Origin of the sequence: Streptomyces sp. NPDC015144, from assembly GCF_043079735.1 — a bacterium.
Classification (GTDB): Bacteria; Actinomycetota; Actinomycetes; order Streptomycetales; family Streptomycetaceae; genus Streptomyces.
The window spans coordinates 115,215-130,552 of the sequence record NZ_JBIBUU010000007.1 but is presented as its reverse complement, the minus strand read 5'-3'; the positions used below and the strand labels follow the sequence as shown (position 1 = coordinate 130,552).

17 protein-coding genes are annotated in these 15,338 nt (G+C 71.7%); 5 read left to right on the top strand and 12 right to left on the bottom strand.

Features of this window, described 5'->3' with window-relative positions; genetic code table 11:
• Positions 1 to 6: 6 nt before the first annotated feature.
• On the bottom strand, positions 7 to 759 hold the full coding sequence (locus ACF08W_RS14730) for an MBL fold metallo-hydrolase (protein WP_366296300.1): 753 nt from the start codon (positions 757 to 759) through the stop codon (positions 7 to 9).
• A gap of 177 nt (positions 760 to 936) precedes the next feature.
• Between ACF08W_RS14730 and ACF08W_RS14725 the strand changes: the two genes are divergently transcribed.
• Positions 937 to 1,449 (top strand): type II toxin-antitoxin system PemK/MazF family toxin, encoded by a 513-nt coding sequence (locus tag ACF08W_RS14725; protein WP_392279420.1) that lies wholly within the window; start codon positions 937 to 939, stop codon positions 1,447 to 1,449.
• Between the two features lie 75 nt (positions 1,450 to 1,524).
• Here the strand turns inward: ACF08W_RS14725 and ACF08W_RS14720 are convergent, their stop codons facing one another.
• The 7 genes from ACF08W_RS14720 to clpS all read right to left on the bottom strand — a co-directional run bounded on the left by ACF08W_RS14720 (position 1,525) and on the right by clpS (position 6,342).
• The gene (locus ACF08W_RS14720) at positions 1,525 to 2,475 is read right to left on the bottom strand and encodes a cysteine synthase (RefSeq protein ID WP_352273729.1); all 951 of its coding nucleotides are present in this window, start codon (positions 2,473 to 2,475) and stop codon (positions 1,525 to 1,527) included.
• A complete protein-coding gene (locus ACF08W_RS14715) occupies positions 2,475 to 2,786 on the bottom strand; it encodes a MoaD family protein (RefSeq protein WP_352273728.1) in 312 nt (103 codons plus the stop codon). Before ACF08W_RS14715 ends, ACF08W_RS14720 begins: the two co-directional genes overlap by 1 nt.
• A gap of 126 nt (positions 2,787 to 2,912) precedes the next feature.
• On the bottom strand, positions 2,913 to 3,038 hold the full coding sequence (locus ACF08W_RS14710; RefSeq protein WP_352273727.1) for a putative leader peptide: 126 nt from the start codon (positions 3,036 to 3,038) through the stop codon (positions 2,913 to 2,915).
• Between the two features lie 134 nt (positions 3,039 to 3,172).
• Positions 3,173 to 3,604, bottom strand: a complete 432-nt coding sequence (locus ACF08W_RS14705) for a M67 family metallopeptidase (protein ID WP_366296309.1) — start codon at positions 3,602 to 3,604, stop codon at positions 3,173 to 3,175.
• Between the two features lie 80 nt (positions 3,605 to 3,684).
• On the bottom strand, positions 3,685 to 5,133 hold the full coding sequence (locus tag ACF08W_RS14700; RefSeq protein ID WP_385209827.1) for an amino acid permease: 1,449 nt from the start codon (positions 5,131 to 5,133) through the stop codon (positions 3,685 to 3,687).
• 242 nt (positions 5,134 to 5,375) lie between these two features.
• Entirely contained in the window at positions 5,376 to 5,960 is a 585-nt protein-coding gene (locus ACF08W_RS14695) for a DUF2017 domain-containing protein (protein WP_352273724.1), read from the bottom strand.
• Between the two features lie 67 nt (positions 5,961 to 6,027).
• Entirely contained in the window at positions 6,028 to 6,342 is a 315-nt protein-coding gene (clpS, locus tag ACF08W_RS14690) for an ATP-dependent Clp protease adapter ClpS (protein ID WP_352273723.1), read from the bottom strand.
• Positions 6,343 to 6,420: 78 nt separating this feature from the next.
• On the opposite strand from clpS, the gene ACF08W_RS14685 reads away from it, so the two are divergent.
• Positions 6,421 to 7,749 (top strand): nicotinate phosphoribosyltransferase, encoded by a 1,329-nt coding sequence (locus tag ACF08W_RS14685; protein WP_352273722.1) that lies wholly within the window; start codon positions 6,421 to 6,423, stop codon positions 7,747 to 7,749.
• Positions 7,750 to 7,906: 157 nt separating this feature from the next.
• Positions 7,907 to 8,491 (top strand): isochorismatase family protein, encoded by a 585-nt coding sequence (locus ACF08W_RS14680; RefSeq protein WP_352273721.1) that lies wholly within the window; start codon positions 7,907 to 7,909, stop codon positions 8,489 to 8,491.
• 43 nt (positions 8,492 to 8,534) lie between these two features.
• Here the strand turns inward: ACF08W_RS14680 and ACF08W_RS14675 are convergent, their stop codons facing one another.
• Entirely contained in the window at positions 8,535 to 8,876 is a 342-nt protein-coding gene (locus ACF08W_RS14675; RefSeq protein WP_385209818.1) for a hypothetical protein, read from the bottom strand.
• 124 nt (positions 8,877 to 9,000) lie between these two features.
• On the bottom strand, positions 9,001 to 11,397 hold the full coding sequence (locus tag ACF08W_RS14670; RefSeq protein WP_352273719.1) for an immune inhibitor A domain-containing protein: 2,397 nt from the start codon (positions 11,395 to 11,397) through the stop codon (positions 9,001 to 9,003).
• Positions 11,398 to 11,797: 400 nt separating this feature from the next.
• Between ACF08W_RS14670 and ACF08W_RS14665 the strand changes: the two genes are divergently transcribed.
• Entirely contained in the window at positions 11,798 to 12,160 is a 363-nt protein-coding gene (locus ACF08W_RS14665) for a hypothetical protein (RefSeq protein ID WP_352273718.1), read from the top strand.
• Between the two features lie 99 nt (positions 12,161 to 12,259).
• On the opposite strand, the gene ACF08W_RS14660 is transcribed toward ACF08W_RS14665, so the two are convergent.
• Together ACF08W_RS14660 and ACF08W_RS14655 are read right to left on the bottom strand one after the other, a co-directional pair.
• On the bottom strand, positions 12,260 to 12,919 hold the full coding sequence (locus tag ACF08W_RS14660; protein ID WP_352273717.1) for an RDD family protein: 660 nt from the start codon (positions 12,917 to 12,919) through the stop codon (positions 12,260 to 12,262).
• Between the two features lie 92 nt (positions 12,920 to 13,011).
• Positions 13,012 to 14,634 (bottom strand): RDD family protein, encoded by a 1,623-nt coding sequence (locus ACF08W_RS14655; protein WP_392279419.1) that lies wholly within the window; start codon positions 14,632 to 14,634, stop codon positions 13,012 to 13,014.
• 211 nt (positions 14,635 to 14,845) lie between these two features.
• Here ACF08W_RS14655 and ACF08W_RS14650 point away from each other — a divergent pair, with 211 nt between their 5' ends.
• Positions 14,846 to 15,322, top strand: coding sequence for an SsgA family sporulation/cell division regulator (locus ACF08W_RS14650; protein WP_352273715.1), 477 nt, complete (start codon positions 14,846 to 14,848; stop codon positions 15,320 to 15,322).
• Positions 15,323 to 15,338: the final 16 nt, after the last annotated feature.

Genomic DNA, 15,338 nt, shown 5'->3' with positions numbered 1-15,338 from the left:
GTCACCTCAGACCTCGTACACCGCGCCCGCCACCGCCACCTCCGCCGGGCCGTGGAAGACCGCGCGAGCGTCGGCCAGGTTGCGTTCCGCGTCGGTCCACGGGGGGATGTGGGTCAGGACGAGCCGTCCCACCCCGGCGCGGGCGGCGGTCTCCCCCGCCTCGCGGCCGTTGAGGTGGAGGTCCGGGATGTCCTCCTTGCCGTGGACGAACGACGCCTCGCACAGGAACAGGTCGACCCCCTCCGCCAGTTCGTCCAGGGCCTCGCAGACCCCGGTGTCACCGGAGTACGCCAGCGAACGGCCGCCGTGTTCGATCCGGATCGCGAAGGTGTCGACCGGGTGGCAGACCTTCTCCGTACGGACCGAGAAGGGGCCGATGTCGAAGGAGCCCGGCTTCAGCGTGTGGAAGTCGAAGACCTCGCCCATCGCCTGCTCGGACGGGGTGTCGCCGTGGGCGGTGGTCAGCCGCTGCTCGGTGCCCTCGGGTCCGTAGACGGGGAGGGGGGCGGGGCGGCCGCCGTCGTGCCGGTAGTAGCGGACGACGAAGTACGCGCACATGTCGATGCAGTGATCGACGTGGAGATGGCTGAGAAAGACGGCATCGAGGTCGTAGAGACCCACATGGCGCTGCAACTCGCCCAGGGCGCCGTTGCCCATGTCGAGGAGCAGCCGGAAGCCGTCGGCCTCTACGAGGTAGCTCGAACACGCCGATCCCGGGGACGGGAACGAGCCGGAGCAGCCGACGACGGTGAGCTTCATGGAGCGTGAACCTCCGGGGCGTGGGAACGGGGAGGGTTCGTGCGGTCGGTTGAGCGGTTCGTCGAGCGTAAGGCGCGAATCGGCCGGTCGCTCCTTCACGGCCGCCCGTTGTGGGGGAACTCACCTGCGCTGTCACCGGTTTGATGGAAGCGGCGGGGGCACCGGTACGGTCGGGGCATGGACATGCCCTGGTGGTGGATCGCTCTGGCCCTGGTCGTGCTGCTCGCGCTCGTCGCGGCGGTGTCCGACGGACGGGGGCGGGGCGGGCGCGGCCCGCGCGGCCGGACGCGTCCGCCGACGGGTCCCGGGCGCGGTGCGGGGCGCGGTCCGGGCCGGGCGGAGGGTGCGGGTCGCGGTCCCGGCCGGGCCGAAGGTACGGGGCGCGGGCCTCGGGCGGGTGAGATCTGGTGGGCCGAGGTGCCGTACGAGGACGGGCCCGGGGCGAAGGACCGGCCGTGCCTGGTGCTGTCGGTGCGGGGTGGTTCGGCGCGCGTCGCGAAGATCACCAGCAAGCATCACGCGGAGCGGCCGGGGGTGATCGCGCTGCCCGCGGGGGCGGTGGGCGATGCGCGGGGCCGGGCGAGCTTCCTGGAGACGGACGAGCTCAGGGACGTGGCCGTGCGCGCGTTCCGGCGGCGGGTGGGTGTGGTGGACGCGGCGGTGTGGAAGCGGGTGCGGGAGCTGGGGTGAGGCGGTCCCCGGCGGGCCGGTCGCCGGGACCGGCCCGCCGGAGGGGCCCCTGGGCCGTCTCCTGAGGAAACGGTTCTACGCCCAGAGCTGGCCGTGCAGGGTTTCGATGGCCGCTTCGGTGGACGGGGCGGTGTAGACGCCCGTCGACAGGTACTTCCAGCCACCGTCGGCGACGACGAAGACGATGTCGGCGCTCTCCCCCGCCTTGACGGCCTTCTTCCCGACGCCGATCGCGGCGTGCAGCGCGGCGCCGGTGGAGACGCCCGCGAAGATGCCCTCCTGCTGGAGGAGTTCGCGGGTGCGGGTGACCGCGTCCGCCGAGCCGACGGAGAAGCGGGTGGTGAGGACGGAGGCGTCGTACAGCTCGGGGACGAAGCCCTCGTCGAGGTTGCGGAGTCCGTAGACCAGGTCGTCGTAGCGCGGCTCGGCGGCGACGATCTTGACGTCCGGCTTGTGTTCGCGCAGGTAGCGGCCGACACCCATCAGGGTGCCGGTGGTGCCGAGCCCCGCCACGAAGTGGGTGACGGAGGGGAGGTCGGCGAGGATCTCCGGGCCGGTGGTGGCGTAGTGGGCGCCCGCGTTGTCCGGGTTCCCGTACTGGTAGAGCATGACCCAGTCAGGGTGCTCGGCGGCCAGTTCCTTGGCGACGCGCACGGCCGTGTTGGAGCCGCCGGCCGCCGGGGAGGAAATGATCTCGGCGCCCCACATGGTGAGCAGGTCGCGCCGTTCCTGGGAGGTGTTCTCCGGCATGACGCACACGATGCGGTAGCCCTTGAGCTTGGCCGCCATGGCGAGCGAGATGCCGGTGTTGCCGCTGGTGGGCTCCAGGATGGTGCAGCCGGGGGTGAGCCGGCCGTCCTTCTCCGCCTGCTCGACCATGTGGAGCGCCGGGCGGTCCTTGACCGAGCCGGTGGGGTTGCGGTCCTCCAGCTTGGCCCAGATGCGGACGTCGTCCGAGGGCGACAGCCGCGGCAGGCGGACGAGCGGGGTGTTGCCCACCGCGGCGAGCGGACTGTCGTACCGCATCAGCGCATGCCCGCCGGTCGGCCGTCCACCGCGTCGGCGGCTCCTCCGGCGACGGCCGGGAGGATCGTGACGCTGTCGCCGTCGCTCAGTTCGGTGGAGATGCCGTCGAGGAAGCGGACGTCCTCGTCGTTGAGGTAGACGTTCACGAAGCGGCGGAGCTCCTCGCCGTCGACGATGCGCTCGCGGATGCCGGTGTGGCGGCTCTCCAGGTCCGTGAGGAGGTCGGCGAGGGTCTTGCCGTTGCCCTCGACGGCCTTGGCACCATCGGTGTAGGTGCGGAGGATGGTCGGGATGCGGACCTCGATGGCCATGACGGGCTCCTGTCGGATGCAGAGGATGCGGGAGTTGCGGAAGTGGCGTGGGCGCGCGGCTCGACCCCCGCGCGGGGGTTGGTGCGTGATGGTGCGGCCGGTGCCGCGGCCCTGCTCAGGACCCGGTCAGGCCCTGCGTCCGGCGGGCGGGCAGCTTGGACAGATCGCGCTGGCCAGCCTGCACAGGTCGACGTGCAGCCGCGCGACGAGCAGTGTGCCCGGCGTGTTCTCGCTCACGTCATGGGAAACCATGGGCTCATCGTATCGATTCCCGGTCCGCGATCCCGAGTGTGATCTCAGCTGACGGACGTATGCCGTTCGCCAGGTGGACGGGGGCGGTGTACGCCCCGGCCCCGCCCACCTGTGCGGCACCGGTGAGGCCCTGGTCAGGCGGGTTCGTACGCCTCGACGACCCGGACCTCTTCCTCGGTGATCTCCCCGTCCACGATGCGGTACGAGCGGAACTGGAAGGGGCCCGCGTCGTCGGTGTCCGCCGTGGAGACGAGCACGTAGTGGGCGCCGGGCTCGTTGGCGTAGGTGACGTCGGTGCGGGAGGGGTACGCCTCGGTCGCGGTGTGCGAGTGGTAGATGATCACCGGCTCCTCGTCGCGGTCGTCCAGCTCGCGGTAGAGCTTGAGGAGGTCGGCGGAGTCGAACTCGTAGAAGGTGGGCGAGCGGGCGGCGTTGAGCATCGGGACGAACCGCTCGGGGCGGCCGGTCCCGGCCGGTCCGGCGACCACGCCGCACGCCTCGTCGGGGTGGTCGGCGCGGGCGTGCGCGACGATCTGGTCGTGGAGCGCCTGGGTGATGGTCAGCATGGCGCCAGGATAGGCATGCCGGCCACCGCGTACCGGAGTGTGGTACGCGGCCGCCCGCATGGTGGATACGCGGGTGCGGTTCACCCCCGGGCGAAGGCCCGGTTGGCGGGGTCGCGGGCCTTGAGGACCCGGTACGCGACGCCGAGGAGGGCGGCCCAGAGCGGGGCGCAGTACAGCGAGATCCTGGTCTCCGCGTCGAGGGCCATCATCACGACGACCAGGCCGAGGAAGGCCAGCGCGAAGACGCTGGTGTACGGGGCGCCGGGGGCGCGGAAGGGCGAGCGCGGGAGCAGGCCGCGGTCGGCGAGGCGCCGGTAGCGGAGCTGGCAGACCAGGATCATGATCCAGGCCCACATGCCGGAGACGGTGGCGAAGGAGACGACGTAGCCGAAGGCGTCGCCGGGCCAGCGGTAGTTGATCCAGACGCCGACGAGCATCAGGGCGGCGGAGAAGGTGGTGCCGGCGAGCGGGGTGCCGCCGGGGGTGAGCCGGGTGAAGGCCCGCGGCCCCTGCCCGTTGCGCGCCAGGTCGCGGAGCATCCGGCCGGTGGAGTACATCCCGGAGTTGCAGGAGGAGAGCGCGGCGGTGAGGACGACGAAGTTGACGATCCCGGCGCCGATGCCGAGGCCCATGGTGTGGAAGGCGGCGACGAACGGGGAGACGCCGGGGCCGAACGCGGTCCACGGGACCACGGAGAGGATCATGACCAGGGCGCCGACGTAGAAGACGGCGATGCGCCACGGCACGGCGTTGATGGCCCGGGGCAGCACGGTCGCCGGGTCCTTGGACTCGCCCGCGGTGACGCCGACGAGCTCGACGGCGACGAAGGCGAACATCACGATCTGCAGCGTCGCCAGGGTGCCCCCGACGCCGTGCGGGAAGAACCCGCCGTCGGCCCAGAGGTGGGTGACCGAGGCGGTCTCCCCGGCCTCGGAGAAGCCGAGGGTCAGAATGCCGACGCAGATGAGGATCATGCCGATGATGGCGGTGACCTTCACCATGGAGAACCAGAACTCCATTTCCGCGAAGAGTTTCACGGAGATGAGGTTCGCGCCGTACAGGACGACCGTGAAGACCAGCGCCGACACCCATTGCGGGGCGGCGAACCAGTACGTCATGTACTGCGCGGCGGCGGTGACTTCGGTGATTCCGGTGACGACCCAGAAGAGCCAGTACGTCCAGCCGGTGACGAATCCCGCGAAGGGGCCGACGAATTCCCGGGCGTATTCGGAGAAGGAGCCCGACACCGGGCGGTACATGAGGAGTTCGCCCAGGGCCCGCATGATGAAGAAGACGACCAGCCCGGCGACCGCGTACGCCAGGACGAGGCTGGGTCCGGCCTTGGCGATCGCCTTTCCCGCGCCGAGGAAGAGGCCGGTGCCGATGGCCCCGCCGATGGCGATCATCTGGATCTGCCGGGCGCCGAGGGCGCGCCGGTAGCCCTCCCCCGCCGCCGCGCCGGTCCCCGTTCCCGTGGCATCCTGCGGGCGGCGGCCGTCCTGGCCCTCGTCGAGCTGTGCCGATGTCATGCGCCGCGCCTTTCGCCGTGCTGCCCACCGGGAATGATGTGGCGGTCAGCACAAGGAAAAGCCGTTGAACCCACCCAGTCGCCGTAATGGCGGCCATTCAGGTGAGGTTTTCGTTGTCATCTGTTTGCCGTCCCCGGTTTACTCACGGCCCGGAAATCACGGGCCGGGATGGATGGCGGGACCGGGATCACTGTTTCGGGGCTCGCGGTTCGGCGGCGGCCCCGGAGCCTGCCGGGCGGCCCTCAGGACATCAGCGTCTCCACCAGGGTCTCCTGGAGTGCGCCGAGCCAGAGGAAGGCCATGACCATCGGCTTGCGCGGATCGCTGTCGGGGAGCCGGTAGAGCGAGCCGGCGTCGCCGTCGTCCTCCTCGGTGATCTCCAGCCGGGTGCCGATGGTGAGCCGGAGGTCGTTGAGGGTGCCGAGCCAGCTGCGGGACGCGTCGGCGTCGAGTTCGAGCACGGCCTCGCCGTCCTCGTCCGCCTTGAGTGCGTCCAGGGCGCGGACGACGGCGAGGGCGTCGGTGCGCTTGCGGGCGCGCAGGTCGTTCTCGGTGAACCGGCGGAACTCGGCGGAGGCGGCCCGCAGTTCGGTGTCGTCGGTGCCGTACGCGTCGGGGAAGAGGCGGGCCAGGGCCGGGTCGGCGGGCGGCTCGCTGGGCCCCTCCGCGAAGAGCGCGGCGAGCGGGTCGGCGCCCTCGGCGGGCTCGTCGCCGGGGCCGATCAGCTCCAGCAACTGGACGGCGAGGGAGCGCAGGATCGCGATCTCCACCTCGTCGAGCACGACGGACGCGCCGCCGCCGGGGGTGGCCTCGAAATGGCCGGCCATGGATCTTCTCCGATTGATGGGTCGGTCGGGGCGGGGACGGACGGGGACGGGGGGCGCGGGGCTCCGGTCAGTTGCGGTCCTGGCTGAGGGTGGCCCACAGCCCGTAGCCGTGCATGGCCTGCACGTCGCGCTCCATCTCCTCGCGGCTGCCGCTGGAGACGACCGCGCGGCCCTTCTGGTGGACGTCCATCATCAGCTTGCGCGCCTTGTCCTTCGAGTAACCGAAGTAGGTCTGGAAGACATAGGTCACATAGCTCATGAGGTTGACCGGGTCGTTGTGGACCAGCGTCACCCAGGGCACGTCGGGCTCGGGGACGACGAGGTTCTCCTCGGCCGATTCGGGACGCTCGATCTCTACAGGGGCGACACTCACCCACCCCATGCTGCCACCCGGGAGGGCGCATCGCACAAACGACCCGACATCTCGTCACTCTGACGAAATAGGGGTAGCATCCGGAACATGAACTCTGCGGACCTTGGTCGACGGGTCGGCGTGCCCTCGACCGCGCTCTTCACCGACCAGTACGAGCTCACGATGGTGCAGGCGGCGCTGAAGGCCGGCACGGCCGAGAGGCGCTCGGTCTTCGAGGCCTTCACCCGCCGGCTCCCCGAGGGGCGGCGCTACGGCGTCGTCGCGGGCATCGGGCGCGTACTGGACGCGGTGGAGAACTTCCACTTCGACGACGAGATGCTCACCTTCCTCCGCGAGCGCTCGATCGTCGACGGGCCCACGCTCGACTGGCTGGCCGACCACCGCTTCAGCGGCGACATCTGGGGCTACCCCGAGGGCGAGGTGTACTTCCCCGGCTCGCCGGTCCTGCGGGTCGAGGGCTCCTTCGCCGAGTGCGTGCTGCTGGAGACGGTGATCCTCTCGATCCTCAACCACGACTCGGCGATCGCCGCCGCGGCCTCGCGGATGTCCGCCGCGGCCGGCGGGCGCGGGCTGATCGAGATGGGCGCGCGCCGCACCCACGAACTCTCCGCGGTGGCCTCGGCGCGCGCCGCGTACGTCGGCGGCTTCGACACCACCTCCGACCTGGCGGCGGGGTTCCGCTACAACATCCCCACCGTCGGGACCAGCGCCCACGCCTTCACCCTGCTCCACGACACCGAGCGCGACGCCTTCCGGGCCCAGGTCGACTCGCTCGGCCGGGGAACGACGCTGCTGGTCGACACGTACGACGTCGCCGAGGCGGTCCGGGCCGCGGTCGAGATCGCCGGCCCGGAGCTGGGCGCGGTACGGATCGACTCCGGCGACCTGCTGCTGGTCGCGCACCGGGTCCGCCAGCAGCTGGACGAGCTGGGCGCCACCGAGACCAAGATCGTGGTCACCTCCGACCTGGACGAGTACGCCATCGCCTCACTGGCCGCCGCCCCGGTCGACGCGTACGGGGTGGGCACGCAGCTGGTGACCGGCAGCGGGCAGCCCACCTGCTCGATGGTCTACAAGCTCGTCGCCCGCGCCGACAGCGCCGACCCCGCCGCGCCGCTGCGCCCGGTGGCGAAGAAGTCGCTCGGCTCGAAGTCGTCGATGGGCGGCCGCAAGTGGGCCGCGCGCCGGCTGGACGGGAACGGGGTCGCCGAGGCGGAGGTGGTCGGCACCGGCCCCGTGCCCGCGGAGCTGGCCGACCGGCAGTTGCTGGTCGAGCTGGTCCGGGGCGGCGAGGTGGTCGCCCGGGAGCCGCTGGACGCGGCGCGCGAGCGGCACATCACGGCCCGGTCCGGGCTGCCGATGTCGGCGGTGCAGCTGTCGCGGGGCGAGCCGGTGATCCCCACCGAGTACGTCTGAGCGCCGCCCCGCGTCCGCCCGCTCCCCACGCCCCGGCCGGGCGTCGAAAGCGGCACGACTTCGGCCCCGCCCCCTCCCGGGTCGGGGCCGGAGTGCCTAGGCTCGAAAACGAATCCCCCACCACCGCCACCGCCCCCACCCGCTAAGGACACCCGTCATGCACCGCGCCTTGATCGTCGTCGACGTTCAGAACGACTTCTGCGAGGGCGGCAGCCTCGCCGTGGCGGGCGGCGCCGATGTCGCCGCCGCCATCACCGACCTGATCGGTGACGCCCAGGCCGGGTACCGCCATGTGATCGCGACCCGGGACCACCACATCGACCCCGGCGACCACTTCTCGGACCGGCCCGACTTCGAGGACTCCTGGCCCGCGCACTGCGTCGCCGGGACGGAGGGGGTGGGCTTCCACCCGAACTTCGCCCCGGCGGTCGCCTCCGGGGCGATCGACGCGGTGTTCGACAAGGGCGCCTACGCGGCGGCGTACAGCGGCTTCGAAGGGATCGACGAGAACGGCGCGGGCCCGGCCGACTGGCTGCACGCCCACCACGTCACCGAGGTCGACGTCGTGGGCATCGCCACCGACCACTGCGTACGGGCGACGGCGCTGGACGCGGTCCGGGCGGGCTTCACCACGCACGTCCTGCTCGACCTGACCGCGGGCGTCGCCGAGGAGACCACGGAACGGGCCCTGGAGGAGCTCCGCCGGGCGGGCGTGAGGCTCACCGGCAAGCCGGTGGTCTGAGCCCTCTCCTTCGACCCCTGGGCCGTTCCGCGGGGCACGCGCCTCAGGCGGTTCCGCCGGCCGGGACGGCCCGGGCCGGGCGGAGCAGGGCGCGGATCGGGTGCCAGAGCTCCTGGGCCCGCTCCGGGCGCGCCCGCCACAGCAGCCCGTCGGGGTGGTGCAGCACGGCGGTGATCTCGTCGGGGGTGGGCGGCTCGGCGTTGCCCCGGAGGTAGACCGAACTGAGGCCCGCGTTGCGCAGCCGGGTCAGGGCGCGGGGCCGGTTGGCCGCGTGCACCAGGACCCGGACCGGGGTCCCCGGCGCCGCCCCGCCCTTAGGGCTGGGCAGCGTGATCGCCACCACCACGCTGCCGTTCGGCAATGTGCAGAATCCGCCGCCTGCCATGCTCCGTGCTCCCCCGTGAGACATCGCGTCAATAAGTATCTGAACAAGACGCACCTAAACACGATCGGCCGCCGCCCGCTAGAGGGCGACGGCCGATCATGCTTTGACCTGCGGTTATGCGAGATTACTTCTTGGACGGACCGACCTGGACGGTGATCGTCTTGCCGCTGGCGGGCTGGTTGACGATCGAGATCCGGGTGTTCGTGTCAGGTACCTGAACACTTCCGGTCGGGTTCTCCGCGTACCAGTACGTGCCCTTGTGGTCGTCGAAGGCCGAAACGCCGGCCTGCGACTTGATCCGGACCGGGACGTCCGCGTTGTGCAGCGTGAACGCGTCGGTCGCGAACCGGCTGAACGGGGCGTCGAACGGCTGGATCTTGTTGCGGATGATCGTGCCGTCGGCCCACTTCAGGGGCTTGGCGTGGGCGTCGACCGGAAGGATCAGGCCCTGGCCCGGGTGGACCGAGACGTTGTTGTCCTTCTGCGACTTGTCCCACAGCCAGACCATCAGGCCGGTCTGGTACGGGTAGTGCTCGACCCAGTCGGGGCGGGTCTTGGAGAAGCCGAAGTTGTACGGGCCGACCTCGAGGGTCTTGTCGTAGCTGACGTACTGGCGGTTCTCCGCGATGTAGTACTGCGGGTAGTCCTTGGTGAAGGACTCGCCGACGCGGGAGAAGCCCTTGGCGGCCCAGCCGTTGTCGTCGCCCTCGGCGTTGTCCGAGAAGAGCACCGCACCGTCGGCGGTGACCGCGATGGTGTCGGCCGCGAAGCCGGCGCCGCCCGCGCCACCGTCGGTGGAGTAGCGGAAGCGGATGTCGATCTTCTTGCCCGCGTAGGCGTCCAGCGAGTACGAGAGCTTCTGGTACTTGCCGGAGACGTCGGTCAGGGCCGGCTTGTCGCTGGCGTCGCGCGGGATCGCCTTGCCGTCGGCCGTGCCGTCGATCGCGGTCCAGCTGGCGCCGCCGTTGTCCGACACCTCGGTGTAGAGGAAGTCGTAGTCCTTCTCGATGTCCCACCAGCCGGCGAGGTCGAGGGTGGCCTTGGACTTGCCGGTCAGGTCGACCGAGCGGCTCAGGGTGTTGTTCAGGTTGTCACCCATGTCGCTCCACCACTGCTTGGAGCCCTCCGCCGGCTTGGTGACGGCGGTGGTGACGGCCTTCTCGGGCAGCGTGACGACGAGCGCCTGCTTGTTCTTGGTGTTGTACTCGGAGACGCCCAGCTTGTGGGTGGACTTCGTCGCGGCCTTGGCCTCGGCGTAGTCGAGCCAGCCCAGCTGGAGCTTGTCCCAGGCGGTCATGTCGCCGGGCAGGTCACCGATCTCGTTCTTGCCGGTGCCGAGCCAGGAACCCGCCGACATCAGCGACCAGAAACCGACCGAGTTCTCGGCGGTGTTGGTGGTGTCGTAGAGGTCCGGCAGACCGAGGTCGTGGGCGTACTCGTGGGCGAAGACGCCCAGGCCGCCGTTCTCGGGCTGCGCGGTGTAGTCGCCGACCCACATGCCGGTGTCACCGATCTGCGTGCCGCCGGCCTTGTTGTAGGACGGGCCGGTCGCACCGGCGTCGGTGCCGTAGGCGTACCAGCGGTGGGCCCAGACGGCGTTGGTGCCCTCGGCGCCGCCGCCCGCGGACTCGTCCTCGCCAGCGTGGACGATCTGGAAGTGATCGATGTAGCCGTCGGGCTCGTTGAAGTCGCCGTCGTTGTCGTAGTCGTACCGGTCCCACTGGTCGTACTGGGCGAGATCGGTCTTGATCTGCTCCTGCGTACGGCCCTTGGCCTTCTGGTCGGCGACCCAGGCGTTCACGCCGTCGCGGACCATGTCCCAGACGCTGGCGCAGTTGGTCGAACCGCAGTAGTTCGAGCCGTAGCGCGCCTCGTTGTAGGGAACCTTGACCCAGTCGGAGACCTCGCCGTCGACCGAGTAGCGCCCGGAGGACGTCTTCTCGTAGTACGTCTTCAGGGAGTTCTTGCCCGCGCCCTCGCCGAAGTACAGGTCCTGGAAGTGGGCCTGGTTGTAGTCGGCCTGCCAGGCGGTGCTGTTGTCCTTCTTCGGGTCCGGCTTGGCGATCGTGTTGTGCAGCGGACCGGGGGTGCCGCCGTACTTCACGACGGGCGGCTTCGGGCCCTCGCCGTCCGGGTCGTACATGGTGCTGTTGTCGACCTTGTCGCCGAACTCGACGAGGACCGTGAAGATCTTGTCGGTCTTCTCGCGGCCGAGCTCGACGTACTTCTTGTCGTCGAGCTTGACGACCTTGGAGCCGCCGCGCTTCGCGACCTTCTTGTCGCCGGATATGACCTTCTCCAGGGCCGCCTGACGCTGTGCGTCCTGCTGCTTGGTGAACGGGCCCTTGAGGTCGTGCTCGTTGCCCTTGGCCGAACCCGGGTCGCGGCGCTCGACCGTGGTGCCCTTGGCACCCGGCGCCTGGTCGTCCGCCTGGGCCGTGAAGGCCGAGGCCGTGGCGACGGTCGCGGCCATGGTCACGACAACCGCGGCAGCGCGAAGCGCACGTCTGTTTGTGGTCACTTGATGTAGTCCTCCCCGGCACTCGCCGCTGCGGCCAGGGTGAGGTGTGGGGCCGCGCGCGCGAATACGCGTCACAAGTGACGACATTCGACCGGAGTTAAGCGAGAAAAGACAGACCTTGACTTGTGCAGGCCAAGTGCACTATGCAGGAGCGCCCTTCCGCTATCCGGACGCCGGTCGCCCAGGTGGCCAGCGCGTCAGGGGCCGGAACCGGGGCCGGACATGACTCCGTGCGCCCCCCGTGCACCGGAACCACGGGGCGGCCCGGGCTTATCCGATGCCGCCCCCGGGCATCCACCGTCGTAGGGGATGCCCGGCCGATCGGGCGTCCTCCCGCGCCGCTTGGCCGGGTGACCGTGTCGGGCGACCGGCCTTCGTCGCCCCGAGGACGGATTCCGCCATGCCTCGTCCCACCCCCGCACAGTTCGCCTACGGTTCGCTCACCGTGGTCCTCTCGACCGTCGCGATGCTGCTGCTCTCCCGTACGGATTCGACCGCCGGCATCGCCGTCGCCGGTACGGCCGGGTTACTGCTCGGCCTGCTGGTGGCCATGACCGTGCCCCGGCCGGTCCCCTCGACGGCCGCGCGGCGCGCCGGGGCGCGGCGGCGCGCGGTGCCCGTGCAGCCCGACCCGGTCTCCGAGGCCGTCGCGGCCGAGGGGCTCGCGCGCGACGGGGAACGGGGCCCGGCCGCCGAGCCCGCGCCGGGGCCCGCCGCCCCCTCCGCGAAGCCCGTGGACCGGTCGTCGTCCCTGCGGCGCTGAGCCGGGCGCCCGGTCGCGGGGCCACGGGGCCACGGGGGTGTACGGCCACGGGCCCGGACCCGGCGTCACGACCGGGCGTCACGGCCGGGCCCTGGGGACTCAGTTGGTCTGGACGACCACCGTCTTCGCCGCCTTGTCCTGAAGGCCCTGCCGGTACGGCTTGTCGGTGAACATGAGCACGATGTTGATCAGCCACCACAGGCACGGGCAGCACAGCAGCGCCGGCAGCCACAGCACCACGGCGCGCAGGAACGACGTGCCGCTGTCCGGGACCCGGCCGTCGTTGAGCATCGCGACCCGCATCTTCAGCATCCGCTTGCCGAGGGTGCGGCCGTCCTTGTGCGTGAAGTACGTGTCGTACGCGACGTAGGCGACCAGGCCGATCAGCGACCAGATCAGCTGGTGCCCGCTGTAGGTCTGGCTGAAGACGTCGCCGACCCCGCTGCCGTTGCCGTTGTCGTTGGTCACCTCGACCGCGCCGCCCCACGGCAGGGAGATCAGATAGAGCGGGATCGAGATGATCAGGAAGTCGATCAGCCGGGCCAGGATGCGCCTGCCCGGCTCCGCCAGCGGAGGCATCCCGGCGAGCGGGTCCGCACCGCCGTACGGGCCGCCGCCGTAGGGACCGGGGTCGTACGGCGGCGGCGGGGGCGGACCGCTGCCGTACGGCGATCCCGATGACGGCGGCTGCTCGTGCGGCTTCTTGAGGAACGGGTCGTCCTCGGGCGGCTGACCGGACGCCGGCTGATCGTTGCTCATGGGGGCAGTGCACCCCGGGCCGGGGGTGCTCGCAACGGCTCAGGTGCGTTCGGGGGACCGGCCCGCCCGGGTCGCCCCTTCCCCGGGACGGGTCAGCCGGCGACGAAGGTGTGCGCCGCCTTGTCGTGCCAGCACTGGCGCCACGGCCGGTCGACGAGGCACCAGGCCATGTCGACCACCCCGATCACGAGCAGCCCCAGCACGCCGTGGACCAGCCAGCGGCGCAGCGCGGCGCCGAAGGACGGGGTGTCGTGGGACTCGATGTCCCGCACGTCGAGCCCGCAGAGCTTCTTGCCGAGCGTACGGCCCCACTTGGCCACGGGCAGCGCCTCCAGCAGGACGCCGAGCACCAGGAACGCGGCGAGCACACCACCGAACAGGACGGCCGTGGTGGAGTCCACCAGCCAGACGGTGACCGTCTCGCCGGACCGCCGCGCCGCCTCGAGCTTCCCGTCGATGTGGTCCAGCGCCCGGGTGACGAGCGGGAAGCCGACCGCGCCGACGAGCGCCATCAGGACGACGGAGTCGATCAGCCGGGCGGCGAGCCGCTTGCCGAGCCCGGCTGGCCGGGCCGCCGCCTGGGCCCGCGCGAGCTGCTGGAAGGGGTCGTCGACCGGCGGCTTCCACGGGACGACCGGCTGGTCGGGCCCGGCCGCCTGCGCACCGAACTGCGGCGGGACGGTCTGCGGGGGCTGCTGGAACGGGTGGGCTTGCTGGGGCTGAGGGAGCTGCGGGGCTTGCTGGGCCGGGAGCTGGGAGTGCTGCTGCTGGGCCGGGAGTTGCGGGCGGGCCTGCTGGGCGGGCGGGCCCGCGTACGGGGCGGGGGGACCGGCCTGCTGCGCCCAGGGGGCGGGGGTCTGGCCCTGGGGCGGTACCTGGCCCTGCGCCGGGGGCCGGTGCGGCGCGGGTGCCTGGTTCGGTACCGGGGCCTGGTTCGGTACGGGGGCGGCGGGGGGCTGCGGGGCCGCGCCCGGGCTGACGGCGCGGATCGACATCGTCCCGTCCGAGGAGGCCGGTTCGGCGTCCCGGCGGCCGGGCCGGGTCATCCGGATCGCCACCGTGTGCTCGGGCGCCTGGCCCGTGGCCGGGCCGGGGGGCGGTTCCGGAGCCGGCTCGGGGGCGGGGGCCGGGGCCGGCACGACGGGCGGGGTGGGCCCGGCCGCCGCGGCGGGGGCGGCCTCGGGGGCGGACGTGGACGCCGGTGCGGTGGGCCGCCGGGGGTCGACCGGAGCCGCGGGGCCGTCAGGGGCGCCCGGGGTCACGGGGGTTGCGGGGGACGCGGATGCGCCCGGGGCCGGGGAGTCCGCCGTACCGCCCCAGGAGACCCGGCGGTCGCGGTCGGCGCCGAAGCCGGTCTGCCGGGAGGCGTCGGCCTGCCAGGCGGTGGCCGGTTCCGGGCGGTCGTTCCCGGACGGCCCCTCGTCCAGGAAGACCGGACCGGTCTCCTCCACCGGCGCCGGATCCGGCTCGGCCGTCCGCGCGGCGGGCCCGCCGACGGGCCCGGCGGCGGCCTCCGGTGCGGTGGGCCCGGGTTCGGGATCAGGCGTCGCGGGTGGTGTCTCAGGCATCGGTTCGCCCTGCTGGGGCGCGCGACGGCTCGTGCCGGGCACCCACGAGGCACCGTTCCAGTACCGGACATATCCAGGGATGGAGGGATCGGGGTAGTACCCCTCGTGGGGGCGTTCTTCACCGGGTGCCGGGGTTGGGGCGCTCATCACCGTGGTCCCGTATCTCTTCGAGGCCTGATTGCAAGGGGTCCACATCTACCAGACACCCGCGTACCGCCGGGCCACTCCGGGGCTTTGGCCGCTCTCCCGCCGCCCGGAAATTTTTTCCGGAAGTCGCGTAATGGATCGCGGGAAGGGCGCTCTCTCCCTGTGCGGGCCGGTCAGGAGACCGGTCCACAGGCACCGGAAGGACGTACTCATGAACACCGTCGTGGAACGCGAGCTGGAACTCAAGCTGGTCCTGTCGCCCGAGCGGAGCATCCCCGTACCCGCCCGGCTGATGTACCGCGCGGCGGACCCGTACGCCGTGCACATCACCTTCCACATCGGCTCCGACTGCCCGGTCCACTGGACGTTCGCCCGCGACCTGCTGGTCGAGGGGGTCTTCCGGCCCTGCGGCCACGGGGACGTGCGGATCTGGCCGACCAAGGTCGACCGGCGCAACGTCATCTTCGTCGCGCTGACCTCGCCCGACGGCGACGCCCTGCTGGAGATGCCGTCGGCCCAGGTGGCCGCCTGGGTGGAGCGGACGCTGCGGGTGGTCCCGCCCGGTACGGAGGCGGAGCTGCTCGGGCTGGACGAGGCCCTCGCCGAACTCCTCGCCCCGCTGCCGGCCGACGACCTGTGGATGCGCGACCCGTGGGCCTCGGACGAGCCGCAGGACGGCGAGGCGTGAGGGGCCGGCGGCGGGG